The sequence below is a fragment of the Aestuariirhabdus sp. LZHN29 genome, from assembly GCF_049985285.1.
Classification (GTDB): domain Bacteria; phylum Pseudomonadota; class Gammaproteobacteria; order Pseudomonadales; family Aestuariirhabdaceae; genus Aestuariirhabdus.
In genome coordinates, this window is record NZ_JBNIEU010000004.1 from 219,951 (window position 1) to 242,702 (window position 22,752).

A 22,752-nucleotide genomic window follows, 5' to 3' on the forward strand; every position below is an offset into this window, starting at 1 on the left:
CTCAACTACAACAGGAGGAAGAACAAGCGATGAGTCATTCAACCTACACCCGCGATACCTTTGACCAGGTAATGGTCCCAAATTACTCCCCTCAGGCCATCATTCCGGTCAAAGGCGAAGGGTCTCGCGTCTGGGATCAGGAAGGCCGGGAATATATCGATTTTGCGGGAGGCATTGCCGTCAACGCCCTTGGCCATTGTCACCCCGAGCTAGTCGATGCCTTAAAGACACAAGCCGATAAGCTCTGGCACCTGAGTAATGTCTACACCAACGAGCCCGCGCTAAAGCTCGCCAGCCAGCTAACCGAAGCGACCTTTGCCGAGCGCGTATTCTTCGCCAACTCCGGCGCCGAAGCCAACGAAGCCGCATTTAAGCTGGCACGCCGCCACGCTTTCACCCAGTATGGCCCGGAAAAAAATGAGATCATCGCCTTCCATCAAGCCTTCCATGGCCGCACCCTGTTTACGGTTTCCGTCGGCGGCCAGCAAAAATATCGTGAAGGTTTCGAGCCCGCACCCGGTGGTATCACCCACGTCCCCTATAACGACCTGGCGGCCCTAGAAGCGGCCATCTCTGACAACACCTGCGCCGTTGTCATGGAGCCCATTCAGGGCGAAGGCGGTATCATTACCGGAGACCCTGAGTTCATCAAGGGCGCGCGCGCGCTGTGCGATAAGCACAATGCTCTACTGGTATTTGACGAGGTGCAAACCGGTGTCGGCCGCATCGGCGAACTCTACGCCTATATGGACACCGGCGTCACCCCGGACATCCTCACCACGGCCAAGGCCCTGGGTGGCGGCTTCCCCGTTGGTGCCATGCTTACCACCGAAGCGGTAGCTGCCAGCTTCGTTGTAGGAACGCACGGCAGTACATACGGCGGTAATCCCCTGGCGTGTGCCGTCGCCAGCAAGGTGCTGGAAATTGTCAGTGACCGGAAGCTGCTCGATGACGTAAAGCGCAAGCGCGAGCGTTTCGTTGCTGCGCTCGAAGCGATCAATGCCGAGCACAACATTTTCAGTGAAATTAGAGGCAAGGGGCTCCTGATCGGCGCCGCCCTGAATCCGGACTGGGAAGGCAAAGCCGCCAAGTTTCTGGCTGCGGCTCGCGAACAGGGAGCAATGATCCTCGTCGCCGGGCCTAATGTATTGCGCATGGCTCCATCCCTGGTCATTCCCGATGAGGATATCGATGCGGGCATGGCGGGGCTTGCCAGGGCCGTAGCCGAGGTTGTTGCCGCAGGCCCGGACGCCTGATCAAAGGTTGCTGGCGTTGCAATGGAGAACCGCAACGCCAGCAACCGCAGACCATGTCAGAAAGGGGATAGTCGAGGTCGCAAAGACAACAGTTGTGACCTATTCCCCCCCACGCTTTTAGGAAATAATGTCTGCTGGCCGTAGGCGTGGCAATCTGTTGTTTCCAATACCATCCAAGCCGCCGAATGGCCCCTTTTTTAGCTCAGGTCCCACTTTGTTTCAGCGGGAGCTTTCGGCAACCAAAGCTGTTTTTATGCGGAGTGTACATGCTCGTCATCAGGCCTATAGATTACCATGACCTGCCCGCGCTGGAGCGCCTGGCGGTGGTGTCCGGTGGTAGCCTGACAACATTACCCGCCCACCGTGAACACCTGAATGACTTGATTGGCGCCACCCGGCAATCCCTGCGGGCAGGAACCGAAACGGGCGGCCAGCGCAGTTTTCACTTTGTGCTCGAGGATATCGAAAGCAAGACACTGCTCGGCATTAGCGGCATCGAATCTGAAATCGGTGTGACCTCCCCCTTTTACAGTTATCGCATGGGCGCTTTCGTGCATAACGCAAGTCAGCTGCAGATTCACAACAAAATTGGCACACTCTCTATATGTCAGGATCTAGCGGGCAGCAGCCGACTGTGCACGCTGTTCCTGGCTCCAGAATATCGCCAAGGGCTCAATCACCAGCTGTTATCAAGGGCCCGTTTACTATTTATGTCTCTTCACCGGAAACTGCTTGCCGAAAAATGCATCGCGGAACTTCAGGGCGTGATTGATGCAGAGGGGAAGTCGCCCTTCTGGGAAAACCTCGGGCGTCATTTTTTTACCATGGAACTCTCTCGGGCCACTTTCCTTGCAGGCATCAACTTTAAGGGCTTTATCGCCTCGCTAATGCCGCAACAGCCGATCTATATCCCCCTATTGCAAGAGGAGGCTCAGGACTCACTGGGTAAGCCTCGGGCAGATATCACCCGCAACAAACAGCTATTGGAGATGGAAGGCTTCGCGTTCAAGAATCACGTGGATATTTTTGATGGGGGGCCTACCCTTGAAATAAGCACTGACGAAATCTCCACGTTCCAGCAAGTACAAACGGCAAAGGCGGTTATCGGCGAGACGGTGAGTAATGACGCTACCCCTTGCCTGATTAGTAATGAGGGCTTCGACAACTATCGATGCCTGATTGCACAGGTTGCAAGCGCGGATCCAAGGCTGACAAGCCAGCAGCTCAAGGCACTGGATATCCGGGAGGGAGACGCGATTCAGATAACACCCTGCTATGGGGCTGATCAGCAACCCACTCCCGATTGATTTTCGCGCTGGCAGTTCCGGCGCTATACAGCAGCAATAGATACAGTTTAAAGCAACAAGAAACGACTATCGCACCATGCGATAGCCCGCGTTTCCTTTAATAAGGAGGCACCTCCTAGCAGGTGAGAATGCATTATGATGGTAATCCGACCAATTCAAGCAGATGACTACGATGAGCTCTTTGCTCTGGCCGAAAAAACGGGGGCGGGTTTCACCTCTCTGCAGCCCAATGAGGGGCAGGTGCGAGGCAAAATTTATAGCTCGCTGGAAGCCTTCGAGAAAGCGGTGACCACCGCGGGCGAAGAAACTTACCTGTTTGTATTGGAAGACACCGAAACGGGCCGGGTTGCGGGTATTTGCGGCATCGAAGCGGCCGTTGGCCTGAGCCAGCCATGGTACAACTACCGTGTCGGTACCCTCGTGCACTCCTCACGCCAACTCGGCGTCCACAACGCAGTGCGGACCCTGACCCTGAGCAACGACCACACCGGTTACTCCGAAGTCTGTACCCTGTTCCTGGACCCCGATTATCGCCACAGCAAAAATGGAAGCCTGCTCTCCAAGAGCCGCTTTATGTTTCTTGCCGAGTTCCCAAAACGCTTCTCTACCCATGTTATTGCCGAGATGCGCGGATACTCTGACGAGAACAGCCACTCCCCGTTCTGGGAAGGGCTGGGCCGTCACTTTTTCTCAATGGACTTCGCGGACGCCGTCTACATGGCCGGTCTGGGCGATAAAACATTCATTGCCGAATTAATGCCTCGTCATCCGATTTATACCAACATGCTTCCAAAAGAGTCTCAGGAGGTGATCGGTACGGTGCATGACAACACCCTGCCCGCCCGCATGATGCTGGAAAGCGAAGGCTTCCGTAACGAGGGCTACATCGATATTTTTGATGCAGGCCCCACTATCGAAACGCGGGTCTTGGATATACGCGCGGTTCGAGAGAGTCACTACGCCAAGGTCAATATCACCACCTCGCCGGCTGATGGCGAAGCCTACTTGATATCGAATACTGATCTTAAAAATTTCCGCTGCTGTCTGGTGGAGCTCTCGGGTGATCACAACGTAGTCGATATCACTGCGGAAACAGCAGCAGCGCTAAAAGTTGAAGAGGGCGGAACTGTGCGGGTAGTTCGTCTTTCCTCCAAGCTAAGGAGATAAATAATGAGTGACTCTCTTTTTGTAAATGGCGCATGGATTGAAGGCCAGGGCCCAACCTTTAGCTCTGACAACCCAGCCAAAGGAACCCTCCTATGGCAAGCTAACAGTGCCACCGCAGAGCAGGTGGAGCAGGCAGTAAGCGCTGCCCGTGGAGCATTTTACAGCTGGTCGTCACTGGCCGTCTCGGAACGCGAGGCCGTCGTTAAGCGTTTTTCCGAGCAGCTCGACAGCCACCGTGAAGAGCTTGCCCTCGCCATTTCGGAAGAGACCGGAAAACCCCTGTGGGAAACTCGCACAGAGGTGGCCGCGATGATTGGGAAAATCGCTATCTCCATTAAAGCCTACCACGAGCGTACTGGCGAAGAGCAGTCTGAGATCCCTGCAGGGCGCTCCGTATTACGACACAAACCCCACGGTGTGGTGGCAGTATTTGGCCCCTATAACTTCCCCGGCCACCTACCCAATGGGCATATCGTTCCGGCTATCCTTGCGGGTAATACCGTTGTATTCAAACCGAGCGAACTAACCCCTCGTGTTGCTGAGAAAACTCTCCAGCTATGGCAAAAAGCGGAACTGCCGGCTGGGGTCATCAATCTGGTTCAGGGTGAAAAAGATACCGGAATTGCACTGGCCCACAACAAAGGCATAGACGCCCTCTTCTTTACCGGAAGCTCTGCCACAGGCCATCTATTGCACCGACAGTTTGCAGGCGAGCCAGGAAAGATTCTTGCCCTGGAGATGGGAGGGAACAACCCGCTAATCCTTGAGGAGGTCGCCGACATCAACGCTGCGGTTCACGAAACCCTGCAGTCGGCCTATATCTCTGCGGGTCAACGTTGTACCTGTGCCCGCCGTCTCTATGTGCCAAAAACGCCTCAAGGTGATCTCTTTGTCGACAAGCTGGTCAGTGCCGTCAAGAAGATTCAGGTGGGTCCCTACGATGCGCAAGAACAACCGTTTATGGGGTCATTGGTATCGGTTACCGCGGCAGAGGGCATCATTGCTGCGCAGCGTCGCCTGCAGGAGCTAGGAGGGCAGTCACTGGCTGAAGCCAAGCGCCTTGATGACTTCAGCGCGATGATCTCCCCGGCATTGATCGATGTCACTGCGATAGAGTCGCTGCCAGACGATGAGTACTTTGGTCCGCTTTTGCAGCTTGTTCGCTACCAGGATTTCGATAAAGCGATCGATATGGCCAACAACACCACTTTTGGCTTATCAGCGGGCTTACTCAGTGATAGCCGCGAACGCTATGAGCACTTTTTCAAGCGCAGCAGAGCCGGCATCGTTAACTGGAACAAACAACTCACCGGTGCCAGCAGTGCCGCTCCCTTTGGAGGAATTGGTGCTAGCGGCAACCACCGTGCCAGCGCCTACTACGCGGCAGACTATTGTGCGTACCCGGTAGCATCACTGGAAGCAGACCGAGTATCGATGCCAACACAACTCGCACCGGGGCTGTCACTCTAGTTAACCGATAGACGAACCTTCAGAAGCCTCCCTAGCGGAGGCTTTTTTGTACCGCAGGTTCCTTTTTCTGGGCAGACCTGATCAAAATGAATACACTAAAACCATGATATTCACTTTATCAGAGCTCCCCTACAGGTTTGCTCGGGCGATTGGATTGGCGGTGTGCTCGGCCCTCATAAGCAGTGTGGCCATGGCGGCGGCACCCTTACGCGTTGGCATCGTCGAAAATGACCCCCCTTACTCGTTCACTCAAGAGCATGAGGCCCCGGGGGGGCTGTTAGTGGAACTATGGCGTTATTGGGGGCGTATCAACCAGCGCGATATCGAGTTTGTTACCAGCGCCAGTTATACGCAGGCGGTCGGAGAGGTATTAGCCGGACATACCGATCTGTTGGCGGGAATGGATCTACCTCTCCAAAGCACTCCGCAGCTCGTTGCCACCGAGTTTGCAATTGACGACCCTGTTCATCTTTTCACCCATCTGTCGCTTGGACAGATTTCTGCATGGGAGCAGGTCAAACCTTATCGCATCGCTGTAAACCAACAGTTTCGCCTCTCTCCTGATTTGCTGCCGACGGGCTATGCCTTTAACCCGTACGAGTCCAGAGAGGCTCAACTGGAAGCCATCAGGCGAGGCGATGTGAGGGCTGCCCTGAACCGTAAAATTTCCGGAAACTTTTACTTTCACAGCGAGAGAATCCCATTTCGTATAAATGGCCTCCTGAAGCTGATCGATAACCAACGGGTGGCCATGGTAAAAGCGGGAAATCCTGATCTGCTGCAGCAGGTCAACGACGGTGTAAAGCGGCTTGACTCGCAATACGTGCGCGCTATCGTCTCCGCCTGGAGCGGCACCGATCAAGACGACAATATGCTAACCATCACGATGCCCTTGTGGACTCCCCCCTACAGCGTCGCGACCCCGGAGGGCGAGGTGATCGGCTTACTTCCCGACCTGTGGAGGCTGTGGGCGCAAAAAACCGGTGCCCAGATTCGTTTTTTGGGGATAGATTCGAAGCATGCCGATGATATGGTTACCCGAGGCCTCGCCGATATTCTTGGCGCGACACTAACTCCCCTTCCCGCTCGAATGAGCCGGCTCAGCTACCCGACATCCCTGTTCCCGTTAAAACTCGGCGTCTATGTGCCAGAGAGCTCCGCCGCAACCAGGCTCTCTGATCTGGGCAATGAACCCATCGCAATTTTTGGATCGTCCATAGTGCCCGAGCCACTGCGTGACAGGGCTCCGGATATCCAGTTCGAGTATAAAGGGCCCTTTAGTGCGATGACCACTGCGATGCAGGGGGCTTTTCTTCAAAGCCCGGCCATAATGGAGAACCCTGCGGTTCCCCTTCTCAAAGAGGGACAGCGTTACCGCCTGCTCAATGACTCCCTGGTAGATGAAACTATTCTGGTCGCCATCCCACGGTTCCGGACAGAACTGGCGGCACTCGTACGCCAAGGAATGGAGCAGATCAGTACTCGAGAGTTGGCTCAGCTGGAAAAAAAATGGCTCTCCAACCCGCGAGATCGCTATTTCGATGCGTCCCCCAGCTTTCTCCCCTTGGGCCCTGACAGCCAACGCTGGGTTGAGGAGAACCCGGTTGTTCGAGTGGGACTCGCCAGCGACGCCTCAACCAGTAGTCAATCCCTTGAGTTCCATGATGACCTGATTCAGCTGCTTGGGGACTACCTACCCGTGCGCTTTGAATCCAGGCTCTACACTGACAAACAGAGCCTGTTAGATGCACTGCAGCAAGGTGATATGGATATGGTAGTCAATACCGGTGGAGTGACGGACACCCTCGTCCCCTTCCACTACTCCTCGGCCTACGCAAACACCCCCTGGGTCATAGTAACTCACAGTAGTCACCTGGCTTTTCGCAGTATTAATGACCTTAGGGGACAAACACTTTCGGTCCTTAGCGGCGCCTCTGTTATTGAACAGCTGCATGGTTATCCTGAGCTCGACTTTATTGAAGTAGCATCCCTGCAAGAGGGGCTTGAATCCATTTCCGATGGCAGAGCCGAGGGCTACGTAGGAAATCTTGCAGCATTGACCCAATACCTTCAACAGAGCGGGCAAAACGATCTAAACCTGCACCGAGTACCCGAACTCAAGGATGATCAACTTCGGTTCGCTATGCGCGATGATTGGCCTGAATTCAGCCATATGGTCAATCGCGTTATCAAGATGACCGAAGAGCATGAGCTGAAACAGCTACGTGAAAAATGGCTCAGCCTACAGATCCAATACGGTATCAACGAGCGAGATCTTTGGGTCGAGCGGTTGAAAATCGCCGGGGGGGCGGCCCTGGTCGTCATCTTTATCCTGTTATGGAATCGCCGGCTTCGCCAAGAGATCGTGCGCAGGAAGATAGCGGAAAAGGAGGTTCGACATTTAGCCACCCATGACACCCTTACCGGACTGCCCAATCGCCTTTTATTAAGGGATCGAATCGCTAAGGCCCTTGATACCGCCAAGCGCAACCAGCAAAAAGTAGCTCTTTTGTTTATTGACCTGGACGGTTTTAAAGCGGTAAACGACTCTCTGGGGCATGACGCTGGGGATGAGCTCCTCAAAGGGGTAGCACAGCGCATTCATTCAACGTTGAGAGAATCGGACACCGTAGCGCGTATTGGCGGAGATGAGTTTGTGGTGCTACTACCCGAAATCAGCCATCGCGATGGCGCCGCACAGGTTGCAGAAAACCTTCTGCAACACCTTGGTGAACCCTATCAACTGGCGCAAGAGGCTCACATAGGTGCCAGTATCGGTATCGCTCTCTATCCAGACACGGCCAGGGATGCCGACGAACTGCTGAGCGTCGCGGATAACCTGATGTATCAAGTGAAAAAGTCGGGAAAAAATAGCTATGCATTTGCCTGATCAGGCGTTGGTTTTATTTTTTCGGTGCATCAGTTCTATAAGGCGCGCTTCCGCTACGGAGATATGGCAGTTTTCCATCACCTCCTCCGTTGAGGCTCCCATCTCGAAGAGCTTGCCCGCTTCCGTGTAGGAAACTTTTGCAGGATCACGCTGCTCCAACGCCTCCTGTTTATCGATCGTAGCGCCCAGCCTCTGCTCGACTTTTAGCAACCGCTGACCGACACCTATAGCACCGGCACCGACCGCCCTGAGATCCGACTCAAGCGTCTCTATCCGCCTATGGAGTTCATAAGCTTGCTCGACCTGAGTACGTCTGACCACACGATACAGGTACGCACCAACACCAAGCAGCAGTGCAAACAGCCCTAAAACGATCAATAAGGGAACGCTCAAATTAAACATACTCATCTATATGCAAACGGCCAAGAGGGTCGCGAGTCCTGCCAGGGGACTCATCTTCAGGCTCTGCTTCCTGCTGTTGTTGTTTTTGTTTGCTCGAGGGACGTTCATTAACAGTACGTCCCTTTTCAACGGGAAAGATGCGGCGCGTAGGATCTACGATAATCGGAGAAATATCATCCATCGCCCACCTCCAGGCGCCTATGCACTCATAATTAAATGTCCGAGAGCTCCGCCCACTCGTCATCGCTCATCATTTTATCGAGCTCAACAAGAATAAGGAGTTCTCCATTCTTATTGCAGACACCCTGAATAAATTTGGCGCTTTCATCGTTGTTACCAACATTAGGCGCTGTTTCTACCTCGGACTGACGCAGGTAAACAACCTCGGCAACAGCATCAACCAAAATCCCAATCACCTGCTTCTCCGCCTCAATGATGACAATACGAGTATTCTCTGTCACCTCTGCATAGGGAAGTCCAAAACGTTGGCGGGTATCGATAACGGTGACCACATTTCCGCGCAAGTTAATGATGCCCAACACATACTGTGGGGCTCCAGGCACCGGAGCAACATCTGTATAGCGCAGCACTTCCTGGACCTGCATTACGTTGATGCCGTAGGTTTCATCATCGAGACGGAAAGTAACCCATTGCAAGATTGGGTCATCAGTTCCTTGTGTAGCAGTATGTGTTGACATGGCGAATTCTCTATCCTGGTTACTATTTACCGAGTATGCCCTTACTCCGTGCATACTCATAACTATAAACTAAAGCCTTTTGAAATGCTTAATTTGCTATTCCGGTGTTGTCTCTACCTTCTGCCTCTAATATCAGCTGGCCCAAGCTGCCCACATCCAGCAAAGCACACATTTCGTCTATAACGGTGCCCGCCAGCCAGGGTCGTTTACTGCGCTCCGTACGCCAACGCACCGCATCCGGGTCAAGCTGCACCGCCTCGGCAACATCATGCACAGCCAATGCCCAGTCACAACCTTGCAGGGAGATAATATACTTCAGGCCCTGATTCAATTCTGCACTATAACGTTCGGGCATCACCCACTTCGCAGTATCAATTACCCGAATACTTCTACCCGTATGCTTGTAGAGGCCTAAAAACCAGTCCGGCTGCCCAAACAGCGACGTTAATTCACCATCCAAAGGGTAAATGGTGCCCAGCTCTACGAGTGGCACGGCTAACTTTAGTCCTGCCACCCGAAACAACAGGCACTCGAATCGTTCCTGTGCCCAGTGAGGACGCCCATTTACCGTTTTAACCACCGCGCTGGCGGTAGATACTTCCATTTGCTGGCTGATCTGATCGCATACGACAGGCTCGGGGACCACCGGCTCCAGCTCAACAGCTGACACAGGGCTCGCTGACACCTCGACTACAGGGGGTGCTGGGGCAGCATCCTCCGTCACTAAGGCTCGTGCGGTGGCATCCTGCAGCAAACCATCCAGATACTCCTGAATCGCTTCCTGTGGCTTTGTTACCGCTACTTTTAACTGCTGTTGACTCATAATCTGCCTGAACACCCAACGCTCTGCTTCTCTGGCCCTACTTATAGATCGGCCTTCGTTGCAAAAAGTTTAGAAATCTTGCCCGGCTACACCACAAGAGCTGCACTCTTGGGATCAATCCCGGGGTAATAGCCCATTGTACCCTGCTACCCCGTAGCCGCACGAGGCTGACTTACCGCAGCGACTACCAAATCCTTTAACAGGTGCTGGTATGCCCTAACCGCTCGGGAATCAGGGTCAAACGCCGATGGGGTCACCCCTTGTCGGCTGGCATCACGCAATCGAGTATCCACCGGGATCTGTGCCTGCCACACCTTCTCTGGATATTGACTGCGGATCGCTTTCATCGCCATCAATGCCGCCTGAGTACGGCGGTCAAACATGGTAGGTACAATCAGGTAAGGGAGGTCGCACTTTCTGGAGCGGTTGACCATAGCAAGGGTATGCACCATACGCTCCAACCCTTTAAGGGCAAGAAACTCGGTCTGTACGGGGATCAACAGCTTTTCGCATGCAGCCATAGCATTGACCATCAAAACACCGAGCAACGGGGGGGTATCAATAATCGCATAATCATAGCTATCCCACAGTTGAGCAAGGGTTTTGGCCAAAACCAAACCGTACCCGCCCTGCCCCATCATTTGGCGCTCCAGCGTTGCCAGCGCCGTGCTGGCTGGCATTAGGTGCAGGTTTTCCGAAGAGGTCTTTTTGATGACACTGGCAGGAAGGTCAGCAGGAATCTCCCCCTGATGCATAAAAAGGTCGTAGCAACTGCTCTCTATCGAGTCTGGATCATAGCGAAAATAGCTGGTCATTGAACCGTGAGGATCAAGATCGACAATAAGAACGCGCTGCCCCCTGTCGGCCAGCAAACCTCCCAGCGCAACCGCTGTAGTGGTCTTGCCCACACCACCTTTCTGATTTGATACGGCCCAAACTCTCACACTGCCACCTTCTTTTTTGCCACGATTGGAAATTGGCGATCTAGAGCCAATCTCACCAATCCGTCGGTTTTTTGTCGTTTGATAGAGCTCCCATTCAACACCAGCAATATTTGTGCCTAAACAAACTTACCAGCCTATGTATCCCTGCCTATACCGACCCGCAAAACCCGACAAAAAATAATGGTTTCCAATAGTAGGGGGGCACACAGTGCTATTGAAAAGCGGGTGCCTGGCCGCCGAAACGTTCACGCAGCACCCCTTCATATTGAGCGGCCCGTTCAACCCCAATAGGGTTTATAGCACGGCGAATATCGAGATTTTTGGAGATCACCATTACCACCCGACGATTGCGCTCCCTCCCCTCCGGCACGGCATTCGTCGCGACCGGCTGAAACTGGCCGTAACCCACAGCCGCCAGCTGCTTGGGATCTACTCCATAATTGGAAAGCATCCTCACTACCGCGGCCGAGCGAGCGGCTGAGAGCTCCCAGTTGGTTGGGAAACGATCCGTATTGATGGGAAGATTATCGGTAAAGCCTTCAATATGAGTCGGGTTATTGAAGGGCTTAATAATATCGGCTACCCGGCGCAAAATATCGAAGGCTTCGTTTTTGGGGATAGAGTCACCACTTTCGAATAGCAGGCTTGCAGGCATCTCGATCTCTACCCACATCTCATTTCCCGTAACGCTAATTTTCTGCTCAGCGATCAGCTCACTAAATGCTACCTTGAGGTTATCTCCTATCACCTCGAGATTCTCCGTAGCCTCCTCTTCGGTGTAGGTTTTATCGCCCCCTTCAACAGGATTTATCGCCACCTGCTGACCATTGGGGATGGCAATAAGGTCATCGCTACTTTTAAGGTCACGAACCGGGGATTCACCGACCTGTATCGGGTCAACGCTACGTGTTGGTTGATTAAAAACCCCCACCAGGGTTTCCGAAAGGATTTTATACTTGCCCTCATTTACAGAAGAGATTGAGTACATTACGACGAAAAACGCGAACAGTAGCGTAATAAAGTCTGCGTATGATACCAGCCAACGCTCCAGGTTCTCGTGTTCCTGTTGCTGTCGCTGTCGCCTACGAGGCATAACTCACTCCCTAGCCCTGAAAGCCCTGAAGCTTCAGTTCAATGGCCCGAGGATTTTCTCCCTCAGCAATAGCCAAGATACCTTCGATCATCATCTCCCGGTACTGCGAGTTTCGATGGACGTTGTATTTCAGTTTGTTCGCGACGGGCAATAGTAATAAATTAGCAAGCGCCACACCGTAAATAGTGGCAACAAAAGCGACCGCGATGCCTGCGCCGAGTTGGGATGGGTCTGCGAGATTTCCCATAACATGAATCAAACCCATTACGGCACCTATAATGCCGATGGTGGGAGAATACCCCCCCATAGACTCATAAACTTTTGCAGCGTGCATATCTGTACTTTCCGCCGCGTAAAGGTCAACTTCCAGGACCGCACGAAGGGCTTCAGGTTCACTGCCATCGACCAGTAACTGTAAGCCCTTGCGGGCAAAGGGGTCGGGCTCGGCATCGGCGATAGTCTCGAGCCCTAACAGACCCTCCTTGCGAGCGGTCATACTCCAATTTACAACTTTTGAAATACCCTGTGTGATATCAATACGGGGCGGAAAAAATACCCAGCTTAGAATCACCAGCGCACGACGAAAGGTCGCCCCTGAAGTTTGGATAAATGCTGCACCAATGGTTCCTCCAAACACAATCACTGCTGCAGGGCCATTCATCAACGCCTCGACATGGCCACCTTCGAGATAATTGCCGCCGATTACCGCAAAAAGCGCCAGTAGAAGCCCAACGACGCTCAACAGATCCATGCTTAAATCGCCTCAACCAGACGTAAAGAGATCTCATCCAATGGTATAACCGCATCGGCCAAATTAGCATTAACAACTGCCATTGGCATGCCATAGATGACGCAACTTGCCTGATCCTGAGCCCACACAGTGGCCCCTTTTGATTTCAAGAGTTTGGCTCCGTCACGGCCATCGGCTCCCATTCCGGTCAGCACAACGGCTAGAACCTTGCCTCCAAACGCATTGGCAGCCGAACCAAAGGTAACATCTACACAGGGTTTGTAATTCAAACGTTCATCACCGGGCAGTATCTTGACCACACTACCGCGGGAATCAATCATCATCTGTTTGCCCCCAGGAGCAAGCAGGGCAACTCCGGGCTGCAGCCGATCACCATCTCGGGCCTCCTTGACAGTAATCTTGCACAAACGATTCAAACGTTCGGCAAACGCATTGGTAAATGTCGCCGGCATATGCTGAATCAATACGATTGGCGTCGGAAAATTGGCCGGCAGTTCAGTGAGCACCTTTTGCAATGCCACCGGCCCTCCGGTCGAGGTACCAATCGCCAATAACTTGTGCTTAGCTGCTCCACGATTATAAGTTATTGGCGTTCGAACTTGCTGAGCAGGCTTTGCCGCACGAGCACCTGGCCTGGCGGCAGGTTTGGCCACTGGTGCTGAAGGTGCCGTCGGCACCGCAGCACGGCGCATACTGCGGGACACGGTTTTCACCCGATCACAAAGAATGCGGCGAATATTTTCAGTATTTCGTGAAATATCCTCAAAATTCTTGGGCAGGAAGTCCACAGCACCCGCCTCAAGTGCATCCAGAGTGACGCGAGCCCCTTCGTGAGTAAGGGATGAAAACATCAACACAGGAGTCGGCTGGCTCGCCATTATTTGCCTGACCGCAGAGATGCCATCCATAACCGGCATTTCATAATCCATAGTCACTACATCCGGCTTCAGCTCGGTGACTTTTTCCACTGCCTCACGGCCATTGCTAGCGACACCTATCACCTCGATACCCGGATCCGTTTTCAGAATCTCGGTTACCCTTCGGCGAAAAAAGCCTGAATCGTCAACCACTAATACCTTTACTGCCACCCGGTTTCTCCAATGATCTGCAACAGGTCTCCGGCAATAGATACCGGCTCCGTTTAGAGGTTATAGTCGACGTGCGTACTCTTTAAGCATACTGGGAACATCAAGAATAAGTGCGATGCGACCATCACCCGTTATGGTTGCTCCAGCCATTCCCGGCGTGCCATGCAACATCGATCCGAGCGGTTTAATCACCACCTCTTCCTGGCCAACTAACTGATCAACGACGAAGCCGACACGCTGGGTACCCACGGATACGATAACCACGTGAGCCTCCTCGCCCTCGACAACATCGCCTCCTTCCAGCTGCTTGGGATCTACCAGCCAGCGCTTGAGATAAAACAGGGGAAGCGCTTTATCACGAACGATAACAACTTCCTGCCCGTCGACGACATTGGTCTTGGAAAGGTCGAGATGGAATATTTCATTCACACTAACCAAGGGCAACGCGAATGCTTGCTGATCGAGCATCACCATCAAAGTCGGCATAATGGCCAGCGTTAGCGGTACCTTGATCAGTATTGTGGTGCCTTTGCCAGCTTCTGACTGAATATCGATGATGCCGTTGAGTTGGGAGATCTTGGTTTTCACCACATCCATTCCCACACCGCGCCCGGACACATCCGATATCTCTTTCTTGGTCGAAAAACCGGGGGCAAATATCAGGTTAAAACAATCGGAATCAGACAATCTATCCGCCGCATCCTGATCGTATAAGCCTCGCTCCACCGCCAATGCACGCAACTTATCGGGGTCCATACCGGCCCCATCATCGGCGATAGAGAGCAGTATGTGATCGCCCTCCTGCTCAGCGGCGAGTATAACGTTACCTTTGCGATCTTTGCCTGCGGCTTCACGAGCGTCAGGCGTTTCGATACCGTGATCGACCGAGTTGCGCACCAGGTGGACCAGAGGGTCAGCCAGCGCCTCGACCAGGTTTTTATCCAGATCAGTCTCCTCTCCCTCAAGTTGAAGATTAATCTCTTTCTTCAAGTTTCGAGCAAGATCCCTGACGACTCGAGGGAAGCGGCCAAATACTTTCTTGATCGGCTGCATCCGGGTTTTCATAACGGAAAGCTGTAGGTCAGCCGTTACGACGTCAAGGTTAGCGACTGCTTTAGACAGCGCCTCGTCACCATTGTTAACCCCGAGGCGCACAAGGCGATTACGCACCAGTACCAGCTCACCCACCATATTCATGATATCGTCCAGACGTGCGGTATCAACCCGAACGGTTGTCTCCACAGGCGGCGCACTCTCTTTCGCTTTCGCTGCAGGTTTGCTCTTTGCTGCAGCAGGTTTGCTCTTTGCTGCAGCCGGAGCCGGAGCCGGAGCCGAAGGTTTCACCGAACTATTGGCCGCGGCGACACCAGGCCCTTGGCCTTTACCGTGAAGCTGGTCCAACAGATCTTCAAATTCATTGTCTGATATATTCTGACTATCGCCGGTTGCGGCTGGTGCAGGAGTCGGAGCAGGAGTGTTTTTGTCAGCACTACCACTCGGAGCAGCCCCGCCATGCAACTGATCCAGTAATGCCTCGAATTCATCATCGGAAATTTCATCACTGCTATTGGCAGCGGAAGGGGCTGGTGCAGGAGCACTCTCCGAGCCCCCTATTTTGTTATTTCCGTGCAAATTGTTGAGGAGTTCTTCAAACTCGTCGTCAGTAATTTCGTCACCCGATGCAGCGCCGTTATCACTACCCTCTCCGGCAAATACGCCCTCTGTAACCTGGGGCGCTGATTCGGGGGCAGCTTCCCCATGCAGTGAATCGAGTAGCTGTTCGAACTCGTCGTCGGTGATATCTCCACTGGCCGCCGCCTCCGGCTCTTGCTCTTGCGCCTCAGCCGTCGCGACTTCCGGTGACACCTCCTCCTCACCGGCCTCCTCTGGTTTAGCCATTAGCGCCAACTGCTGCAATAGCGCCGGATCTGCGGGTGTAGGTTCCACCCTTTCACGGACCTCGGAGAACATGACGTTAACAGCGTCCAGTGCCTGCAGCACCACATCCATCAATTCCGGGGATACTGATCTCTGTCCATTACGCAATATATCGAATACATTTTCTGCAATGTGGCAGCACTCAACCAAGGGGTTAAGAGACAAGAAACCCGCGCCGCCTTTTACCGTATGGAAACCACGAAATATTGCATTAAGAAGCTCCTTATCGTCAGGCTGGTTTTCAAGGTCAACCAACTGTTCCGACAACAGTTCAAGAATCTCGCCCGCCTCAACGAGAAAGTCTTGCAAGATCTCTTCGTCTGCCTCAAAACTCATACCTAACTCCTTAGAACCCTAGACTGGAAAGGAGGTCATCAACCTCGTCCTGCCCGGAGACAACATCATCCCGCTGATCTTTCTTGATCTGCGGCCCTTCTGCCTCAATGCTTGTGGCAGCGGGCTTGGCTGTAAACTCTTCGTGTTCAATACCGGTCATCTGATCCACTTTCCCTGCCATTTTGACCAGATGTACCAAGCTGTCTTCTATTTCAGAAACCAGGCTGACGACTCGTTTGATAACCTGCCCGGTAAGGTCCTGGTAGTCCTGCGCGATAATGATCTCATTCAGGCTGTTACCGAGGTCGATAGATCGCTGCTCTGTCTCTGCCAGAAAAGGCCCTATGCGCTTCGATAGATCCCTAAATTCATCCGGAGCCATTTGACGACTGGTAAAACGCTGCCACTCCTGATTCAAAACCTTGGCTTCTGTTCCCAACTGAGCCGCTGCTGGCGCACAGGCCTCAACAATATCCATCGTCTTGTTGGCGGCACCCTCGGTCATCTTGGTGACATAATCAAGTCGATCCGAGGCATCAACCATATGGGAGATCTGCTCCTGGTCCGTCCCGGTAATGCCCGAATCGATATGGAAATTCATAAGGGATTCGTGCAACGCCCGAGTCAGCCTGCCCACTTCCCGGTAGAGGCTCTTGTCGCGCATCTCGTTGAGTTCGTTGATCACATTGATCGCTGCGGACATATCGCCGGTCTCGAGCAACTCCACCAATTTTTGCGCTTGTACCTTCAGATCAGATTCCAATTCGGTATTATCTCTGTCGTATTTAAAAAGCGTCATATCCAGCCCTTATCAACCGCCTGCATCGACGCGTTCAAAAATCTTATCGATCTTGTCTTTGAGCGCCTGTGCGGTAAACGGCTTCACTACGTAGCCATTTACTCCAGCCTGGGCTGCTTCAATGATCTGGTCACGCTTTGCCTCTGCGGTCACCATCAGCACGGGCAAGGTGTTCAGTTTTGAATCAGCCCTGACTGCTCTTAGCAGCTCTATGCCCGTCATTCCCGGCATATTCCAGTCAGTAACCAGAAAATCAAAACCACCCGTTTGCAGCATTGGCAACGCTGTCTGGCCATCGTCAGCCTCTGCAGTGTTGGTAAAACCCAAATCCCGCAGCAAATTCTTGATGATGCGCCTCATCGTAGAAAAGTCATCTACGATGAGGATCTTCATATTTTTGTCCAAACCGGCCTCCGTGAAACCTCAAATATTGGTGTGTTCAGAACATTGTATTTTACAAGTCTAGCTTGTGAATGAAAGGATTACCCCGAATCCAATGCCCACCCCTCAAGCCGCGACCTGAGCCTTAACGCCGCCTGGGAGTGAAGCTGGCTAACCCGCGATTCGCTAACACCGAGCACCACACCGATCTCCTTCAAATTCAGCTCTTCATCGTAGTATAGAGACAATACCAACTGTTCACGTTTTGGCAACGTCGTTATCGCCTCAGCCAACGATTCACGGAAGCGCTCCGCCTGCACCCCTTCATGGGGCAAGGAGGCATCCAAGGACGCCAATGCGGTCTCCTGCTGGCATTCTTCACTGTCAAGCAGATCATCGAAACTGAACAACCTGCTACCCATACAGTCATGCAGCATCCCATGATACTCACCAACACTAACCTGTAGTTCGGCCGCAATCTCATTATCTTTAGCGTCACGCCCTAACCTTGACTCCACAGCCTTAACAGCATCAGCCACACGACGCCCGTTGCGATGCACTGACCGGGGCACCCAGTCTCCCTTTCGTATTTCGTCCAGCATGGCTCCGCGAATACGAATACCGGCGTAAGTCTCGAATGCGGCACCCTTACTGCCATCATATTTGCGCGCTGATTCGAGCAACCCAATCATGCCGGACTGAATCAGGTCATCCACGAGTACATTAGCGGGTAGTCGAGCGGCCATGTGGTGAGCGATGCGCTTTACTAACGGCGCATGCCGTTCCACAAGCACATTTAGCGACTCAGCCTGATTATCGGTATACATACCCAGCCCTTCCAGAACCGCTACCATGGCTACCCCCCATGTTCCGCCGCTAGCAGACTCTCAACGAAGAACTCAAGATGTCCCCGAGAGGTTGTTGGCAGGGGCAACGCGTCAATTTTTTGCGCTAATGATTTGAGCGCTATGGATGCCTTGCTTCTGGGGTATGCCTCCAAAACCGCCTTTTGGCGCTGTACGGATTTGCGCACGGACTCGTCGTACGGTACTGCCCCCATATACTGCAAGGCCACATCGAGAAAGCGGTCAGTGACATTAACCAGCTTGTTATAGAGGTTGCGGCCTTCCTGAGGGGTGCGAACCATATTAGCCACGATACGGAAACGCATCATATTATAATCACGGTTCAACAGCTTTATCAGCGCATAGGCGTCGGTAATAGAGGTTGGTTCGTCAGTCACTACAAGCAAGATCTCCTGGGCCGCGCGGACAAAACTCACCACGTTGTCAGAGATGCCTGCCGCCGTATCTACAATTAATACATCAAGCTGGCCACTCAACTCACTAAATGCACTGATCATTCCCGCATGCTGCTGGGGGGAAAGCTCAGTCATCGACTGGGTGCCGGAGGATGCCGGGATGATTTTAATACCACCAGGCCCATTCAAAAGGATATCTCGCAGCCCGCAGCGCCCAGCCATCACATCTTCAAGGTTTTTAGTGGCCGAGAGGCCAAGCAATATATCGACGTTGGCCAACCCCAAGTCAGCATCGAGCAACATGACTCTGCGGCCCATTTCGGCCAACGCAATGCCAACATTGACCGAGACATTGGTTTTCCCCACGCCGCCTTTGCCGCCAGTTACTGCAATCACCTGCACAGGTTGTCGACTAACCATAGGTTGCTCTCACCCTCATAAACCCGCTAGCGGAACTTAATGTCCGCGAAAATTGTGTCGTATCAATACGTTGGTGCCCCATTCTATCCTCAATACCTCAACTTACATAGCGAGTCGAATAGGGACTGGTGGGGCTACTACTCCTGGCAAACGAACTGATCATATTTTCGTCATCTTCTGGCAGCTGTTCTGAAATTGCTACGGCTCGACTAATCAAGCTATGGGCACGTGCCTGGCAGATATCCTCCGGTATTCGCTGCCCATCAGCGAGGTAAGAAACTGGTAGTCCATGCTCACACACCAAACTAATAGCCTCCCCCATACTGGTGGCCTCATCGATTTTGGTAAAGACTGAGCCCACAAGTCTCGCACCACCATAGGTATGATAAGCCGCCCGCATCACTTGCTGCTGACTCGTGCACGCTAAAACCAACAAGCTGCGTACCATCGGCCTTACGTTGTTCAGCATGGCTAATTGTAGCTGTAGATTGGGATCCTGATGGTGCAGGCCTGCAGTATCAATAAGCACCAGGGATTTGTCACTCAAGCCGTCCAGAGTAGGCTGAAGCTGGCGTGGATTTTCCACGACTCGCACCGCCACATTCAGAATACGCCCCAAAGCCTTGACCTGCTCGGCTGCACCAACCCGGTAGCAATCGGTCGTAACCAGCGCAACCTGATCCGGTCCGTGCTCCAACACGTATTGGGTTGCCAGCTTGCCAATGGTAGTTGTCTTACCCGCCCCCGTAGGCCCTATGAAAGCAAATATCCCCCCCTCCATCACCAGATTTTTCTGCGTGGTAGACAATTGCCTGGCCAAGGCGGCAAGCACTTGCCGCCAATTGTGGGTGGCCGGTTTGCCGGGCTCAATGACCGTCAACAGCTGCTTACACATCGCCGCTGATAAACCCATGCCGGTCAGCCGACGCCAGAACATGGCCTGCTGGGGAGATCGCTCCACAAACTGCCCCCACGCAACGCTCCCCAACTGCTGCTGTAGCAGCTCTTTCATATTGTTAAGCTCATCTCGCATCAGCTCCAGCGTCTGCTGCCCCGTACCCTGACTGGCTACGGACGAATGCGTCGCAGGCGCACTCGCTGTACCGTTGCGCTCGCTTTGTAATGATTGAAGCGTACGGCGCACGGCATCGGCTGAGGCTACGTGTTGCTCTCCAATAGGCTGAGCTTGAGCCCCAGCACTTCCCACTCCCTGCTCTGCGGCCACAACCTTTTCTCGCGCTTTCGCGAGCGCTCCATCCAGCCCACTGCGAGCCTCAGCGCTCCCGAACGCCGCGCTACGCGGAAGGTTGGCTTCAATCGAAGCGGCCACCTCAACTCCGCCGGCGACTTTGCGCTGAGACACAATCGCCGCGTCATCTCCCAAATCATCCTTGACCAGCTTCAGGGCTTGCCTCATATCGGATGCGAAGTAGCGTTTAATTTTCATGTCATTTCACCTGCTATAAAGCGTCGATTGCTGCCTGAGATGTAACCTGGCATTGTCATTACTGTCCGACTGTTCCTTCGATGGTTATTTGCTTGTTGTCCGGAATCTCCTGATAGGAGAGCACGTGCATCGAAGCAACACCGTAACGGGCAAAGCGCGCCAACAAAGGCCTTATGGGTGCAGCTACCAGTAACACGACGGGCTTGCCCGCCAACTCCTGCTGCTGTGACGCTGCTACCAGGGACTGTTGCAATTTTTCAGCCATTCCCGGCTCCAAAACGACCCCTTCATCGGCGGCAGCACCACCTTGCCGTGCCTGCTGTACTGACTGCAGCAAAATTTGTTCCAATGTGGGATCCAGAGTAATCACCGGTACCTGCGGTTCCAGACCCACGATGCCCTGTACGATTGAGCGTGATAGCGCAACCCGCACCACCGCCGTGAGCGCGACAGGATCTTGACTCTTCGACGCGTGATCCGCCAAAGCCTCGGCGATTGTGCGAATATCCCGTACCGATACCTGCTCCGCCAACAGGTTCTGCAATATCTTCAGCAGGGTGCTAACCGATACCTTGTTCGGCACCAGATCTTCAGCCAGCTTGGGTGACTGACGTCCCAGCAAATCAAGCAGTTGCTGCACCTCTTCATGACCCAGCAACTCATGTGCGTGCTTGCTCATCACCTGATTGAGATGTGTCGCCACCACCGTCGATGCATCTACAACGGTATAACCGAGGGTCTGCGCCCGCTCACGCTGGCCGCGTTCGATCCACACCGCATCCAGGCCAAACGCTGGATCCTTGCCCTCAATGCCCTGCAAGGCTCCAAACACCTGACCCGGATTGATCGCCAGATCGCGATCCGGATGCACCTCGGCCTCACTGATGGTGACCCCCATCAGCGTGATTCGGTAAACATTGGGGAGCAGGTCCAGGTTATCGCGGATATGAACCGATGGCACCAAGAAACCCAGCTCCTGAGAGAGCTTCTTCCGCACCCCTTTGATACGCCCTAACAGCTCACCGCCCTGGGTTTTATCGACCAGGGGAATCAGACGGTAACCCACCTCGAGACCGATCATATCGACGGGAGTCACATCATCCCAGCCGAGCTCCCGTGTCTCGGTAGCGCTTTTCTCTTGCTCCTGCTGCTCCAGCAGCACCTTGTTCTGCTCTTCGTCCGCCGCGTCCTGCTCGCCCCGCTGCTTATTATGGTGGATAAACCAGGCTCCCACCGCAGCCAATGCTCCCAACCCCAAAAACGCGACGTGGGGCATACCGGGAACGGATCCCATGATCAACAAGATGGCGGCCGCCACCGCGAGCGCCCTGGGAGTCGCAAACATCTGCTGGGTAATCTGGTGCCCCATCTCCATGGAATCGGTTACCCGGGTAACCATGATGGCGGATGCAGTGGACAGTAACAGGGAGGGGATCTGGGCAACCAGACCATCCCCGATGGTCAACAGGGAGTAGTTTTGTAGTGCCGTATCAAATGTGAGGCCATGCTGGGCCATACCGATACTAAGGCCACCAATAATGTTGATAAACAAGATCAACAGGCCGGCTACGGCGTCACCACGGACAAACTTGCTGGCACCATCCATCGACCCGTAGAAATCCGCCTCTTGGCCAACCTCCTGCCGGCGAGTGCGCGCCTCTTCTTGCTGAATGAGGCCGGCGTTCAAATCCGCATCGATCGCCATCTGCTTACCAGGCATCGCGTCAAGAGTGAATCGTGCGCTTACCTCAGAGATACGTCCGGCACCCTTGGTTACCACAACAAAGTTGATGATCATTAGGATGGCGAACACCACCAGACCCACAACGTAGTTGCCACCGATGACCACTTCACCAAAGGCTTCGATAACTTTACCCGCCGCATCACCACCCGAGTGGCCGTGCAACAATACCACTCGCGTAGAGGCGACGTTAAGCGCCAGACGCAACAGGGTAGCAACCAGCAAAATGGTAGGAAACACCGCGAAGTCGAGCGGTCGCAAAGAGTAGACGCTCACCAGCAGCACGACCAGCGCCAAGGCAATATTAAAGGTAAACAGAACGTCCAACAGAAACGGGGGCACTGGCAAGGTCATCATTGCCAATACGATTAACAGCAGCAAAGGCACGCCCAGGCTGCCCTGGCCAATACTTCGCATGTTACCCAACACTACGGCTCTATCCACTGCATTCCCCACTTATGCTCGTCAAAACCATGACGTTTTATTCACTATGGGGAGCTTTATGCAAAAATCCTTCCTGTTTTACATTTAGTGGAATCG

General features: G+C 53.5%; 20 protein-coding genes. 5 read left to right on the forward strand and 15 right to left on the reverse strand.

The window, feature by feature from the left end:
• The first annotated feature begins 29 nt into the window (after positions 1–29).
• The 5 genes from ACP3PW_RS15090 to ACP3PW_RS15110 all read left to right on the forward strand — a co-directional run bounded on the left by ACP3PW_RS15090 (position 30) and on the right by ACP3PW_RS15110 (position 8,090).
• The gene (locus tag ACP3PW_RS15090) at positions 30–1,256 is read left to right on the forward strand and encodes an aspartate aminotransferase family protein (protein WP_426417561.1); all 1,227 of its coding nucleotides are present in this window, start codon (positions 30–32) and stop codon (positions 1,254–1,256) included.
• Positions 1,257–1,522: 266 nt separating this feature from the next.
• A complete protein-coding gene (locus ACP3PW_RS15095; RefSeq protein WP_426417562.1) occupies positions 1,523–2,563 on the forward strand; it encodes an arginine N-succinyltransferase in 1,041 nt (346 codons plus the stop codon).
• Between the two features lie 135 nt (positions 2,564–2,698).
• Positions 2,699–3,730, forward strand: a complete 1,032-nt coding sequence (gene astA / locus ACP3PW_RS15100; protein WP_426417563.1) for an arginine N-succinyltransferase — start codon at positions 2,699–2,701, stop codon at positions 3,728–3,730.
• A 3-nt stretch (positions 3,731–3,733) separates the two neighbouring features.
• Positions 3,734–5,200, forward strand: a complete 1,467-nt coding sequence (gene astD, locus ACP3PW_RS15105) for a succinylglutamate-semialdehyde dehydrogenase (protein ID WP_426417564.1) — start codon at positions 3,734–3,736, stop codon at positions 5,198–5,200.
• Between the two features lie 103 nt (positions 5,201–5,303).
• Complete coding sequence (locus ACP3PW_RS15110) at positions 5,304–8,090, forward strand: diguanylate cyclase domain-containing protein (RefSeq protein ID WP_426417565.1); 2,787 nt, start codon at positions 5,304–5,306, stop codon at positions 8,088–8,090.
• On the opposite strand, the gene ACP3PW_RS15115 is transcribed toward ACP3PW_RS15110, so the two are convergent.
• From ACP3PW_RS15115 to flhA, 15 genes are all read right to left on the reverse strand, one after another.
• Positions 8,091–8,483: a DUF2802 domain-containing protein gene (locus tag ACP3PW_RS15115; protein WP_426417566.1), complete on the reverse strand. Its 393-nt coding sequence runs from the start codon at positions 8,481–8,483 to the stop codon at positions 8,091–8,093.
• Between the two features lies 1 nt (position 8,484).
• Positions 8,485–8,673, reverse strand: a complete 189-nt coding sequence (locus tag ACP3PW_RS15120) for a hypothetical protein (protein ID WP_426417567.1) — start codon at positions 8,671–8,673, stop codon at positions 8,485–8,487.
• A 31-nt stretch (positions 8,674–8,704) separates the two neighbouring features.
• Positions 8,705–9,190 (reverse strand): chemotaxis protein CheW, encoded by a 486-nt coding sequence (locus ACP3PW_RS15125; RefSeq protein WP_426417568.1) that lies wholly within the window; start codon positions 9,188–9,190, stop codon positions 8,705–8,707.
• An 88-nt stretch (positions 9,191–9,278) separates the two neighbouring features.
• The gene (locus ACP3PW_RS15130; RefSeq protein WP_426417569.1) at positions 9,279–10,013 is read right to left on the reverse strand and encodes a chemotaxis protein CheW; all 735 of its coding nucleotides are present in this window, start codon (positions 10,011–10,013) and stop codon (positions 9,279–9,281) included.
• 146 nt (positions 10,014–10,159) lie between these two features.
• Entirely contained in the window at positions 10,160–10,957 is a 798-nt protein-coding gene (locus tag ACP3PW_RS15135; protein WP_426417570.1) for a ParA family protein, read from the reverse strand.
• A 211-nt stretch (positions 10,958–11,168) separates the two neighbouring features.
• Positions 11,169–12,050 carry a flagellar motor protein MotD gene (gene motD / locus ACP3PW_RS15140; RefSeq protein ID WP_426417571.1) on the reverse strand — a complete coding sequence of 294 codons (882 nt, stop codon included), beginning with the start codon at positions 12,048–12,050 and terminating at the stop codon, positions 11,169–11,171.
• Between the two features lie 10 nt (positions 12,051–12,060).
• Complete coding sequence (locus tag ACP3PW_RS15145) at positions 12,061–12,801, reverse strand: flagellar motor protein (RefSeq protein ID WP_426417572.1); 741 nt, start codon at positions 12,799–12,801, stop codon at positions 12,061–12,063.
• Between the two features lie 2 nt (positions 12,802–12,803).
• A complete protein-coding gene (locus ACP3PW_RS15150; protein WP_426417573.1) occupies positions 12,804–13,889 on the reverse strand; it encodes a protein-glutamate methylesterase/protein-glutamine glutaminase in 1,086 nt (361 codons plus the stop codon).
• A gap of 60 nt (positions 13,890–13,949) precedes the next feature.
• Positions 13,950–16,163: a chemotaxis protein CheA gene (locus ACP3PW_RS15155; RefSeq protein ID WP_426417574.1), complete on the reverse strand. Its 2,214-nt coding sequence runs from the start codon at positions 16,161–16,163 to the stop codon at positions 13,950–13,952.
• Positions 16,164–16,173: 10 nt separating this feature from the next.
• Entirely contained in the window at positions 16,174–16,962 is a 789-nt protein-coding gene (locus tag ACP3PW_RS15160) for a protein phosphatase CheZ (RefSeq protein ID WP_426417575.1), read from the reverse strand.
• A gap of 12 nt (positions 16,963–16,974) precedes the next feature.
• The gene (locus ACP3PW_RS15165) at positions 16,975–17,355 is read right to left on the reverse strand and encodes a chemotaxis response regulator CheY (protein WP_426417680.1); all 381 of its coding nucleotides are present in this window, start codon (positions 17,353–17,355) and stop codon (positions 16,975–16,977) included.
• Positions 17,356–17,444: 89 nt separating this feature from the next.
• A complete protein-coding gene (locus ACP3PW_RS15170) occupies positions 17,445–18,170 on the reverse strand; it encodes an RNA polymerase sigma factor FliA (protein WP_426417681.1) in 726 nt (241 codons plus the stop codon).
• Between the two features lie 29 nt (positions 18,171–18,199).
• Positions 18,200–19,024 carry a MinD/ParA family protein gene (locus ACP3PW_RS15175; protein WP_426417576.1) on the reverse strand — a complete coding sequence of 275 codons (825 nt, stop codon included), beginning with the start codon at positions 19,022–19,024 and terminating at the stop codon, positions 18,200–18,202.
• A 97-nt stretch (positions 19,025–19,121) separates the two neighbouring features.
• Positions 19,122–20,471: a flagellar biosynthesis protein FlhF gene (flhF, locus tag ACP3PW_RS15180; RefSeq protein WP_426417577.1), complete on the reverse strand. Its 1,350-nt coding sequence runs from the start codon at positions 20,469–20,471 to the stop codon at positions 19,122–19,124.
• 58 nt (positions 20,472–20,529) lie between these two features.
• On the reverse strand, positions 20,530–22,656 hold the full coding sequence (flhA, locus tag ACP3PW_RS15185; RefSeq protein ID WP_426417578.1) for a flagellar biosynthesis protein FlhA: 2,127 nt from the start codon (positions 22,654–22,656) through the stop codon (positions 20,530–20,532).
• Between the last annotated feature and the right edge of the window lie 96 nt (positions 22,657–22,752).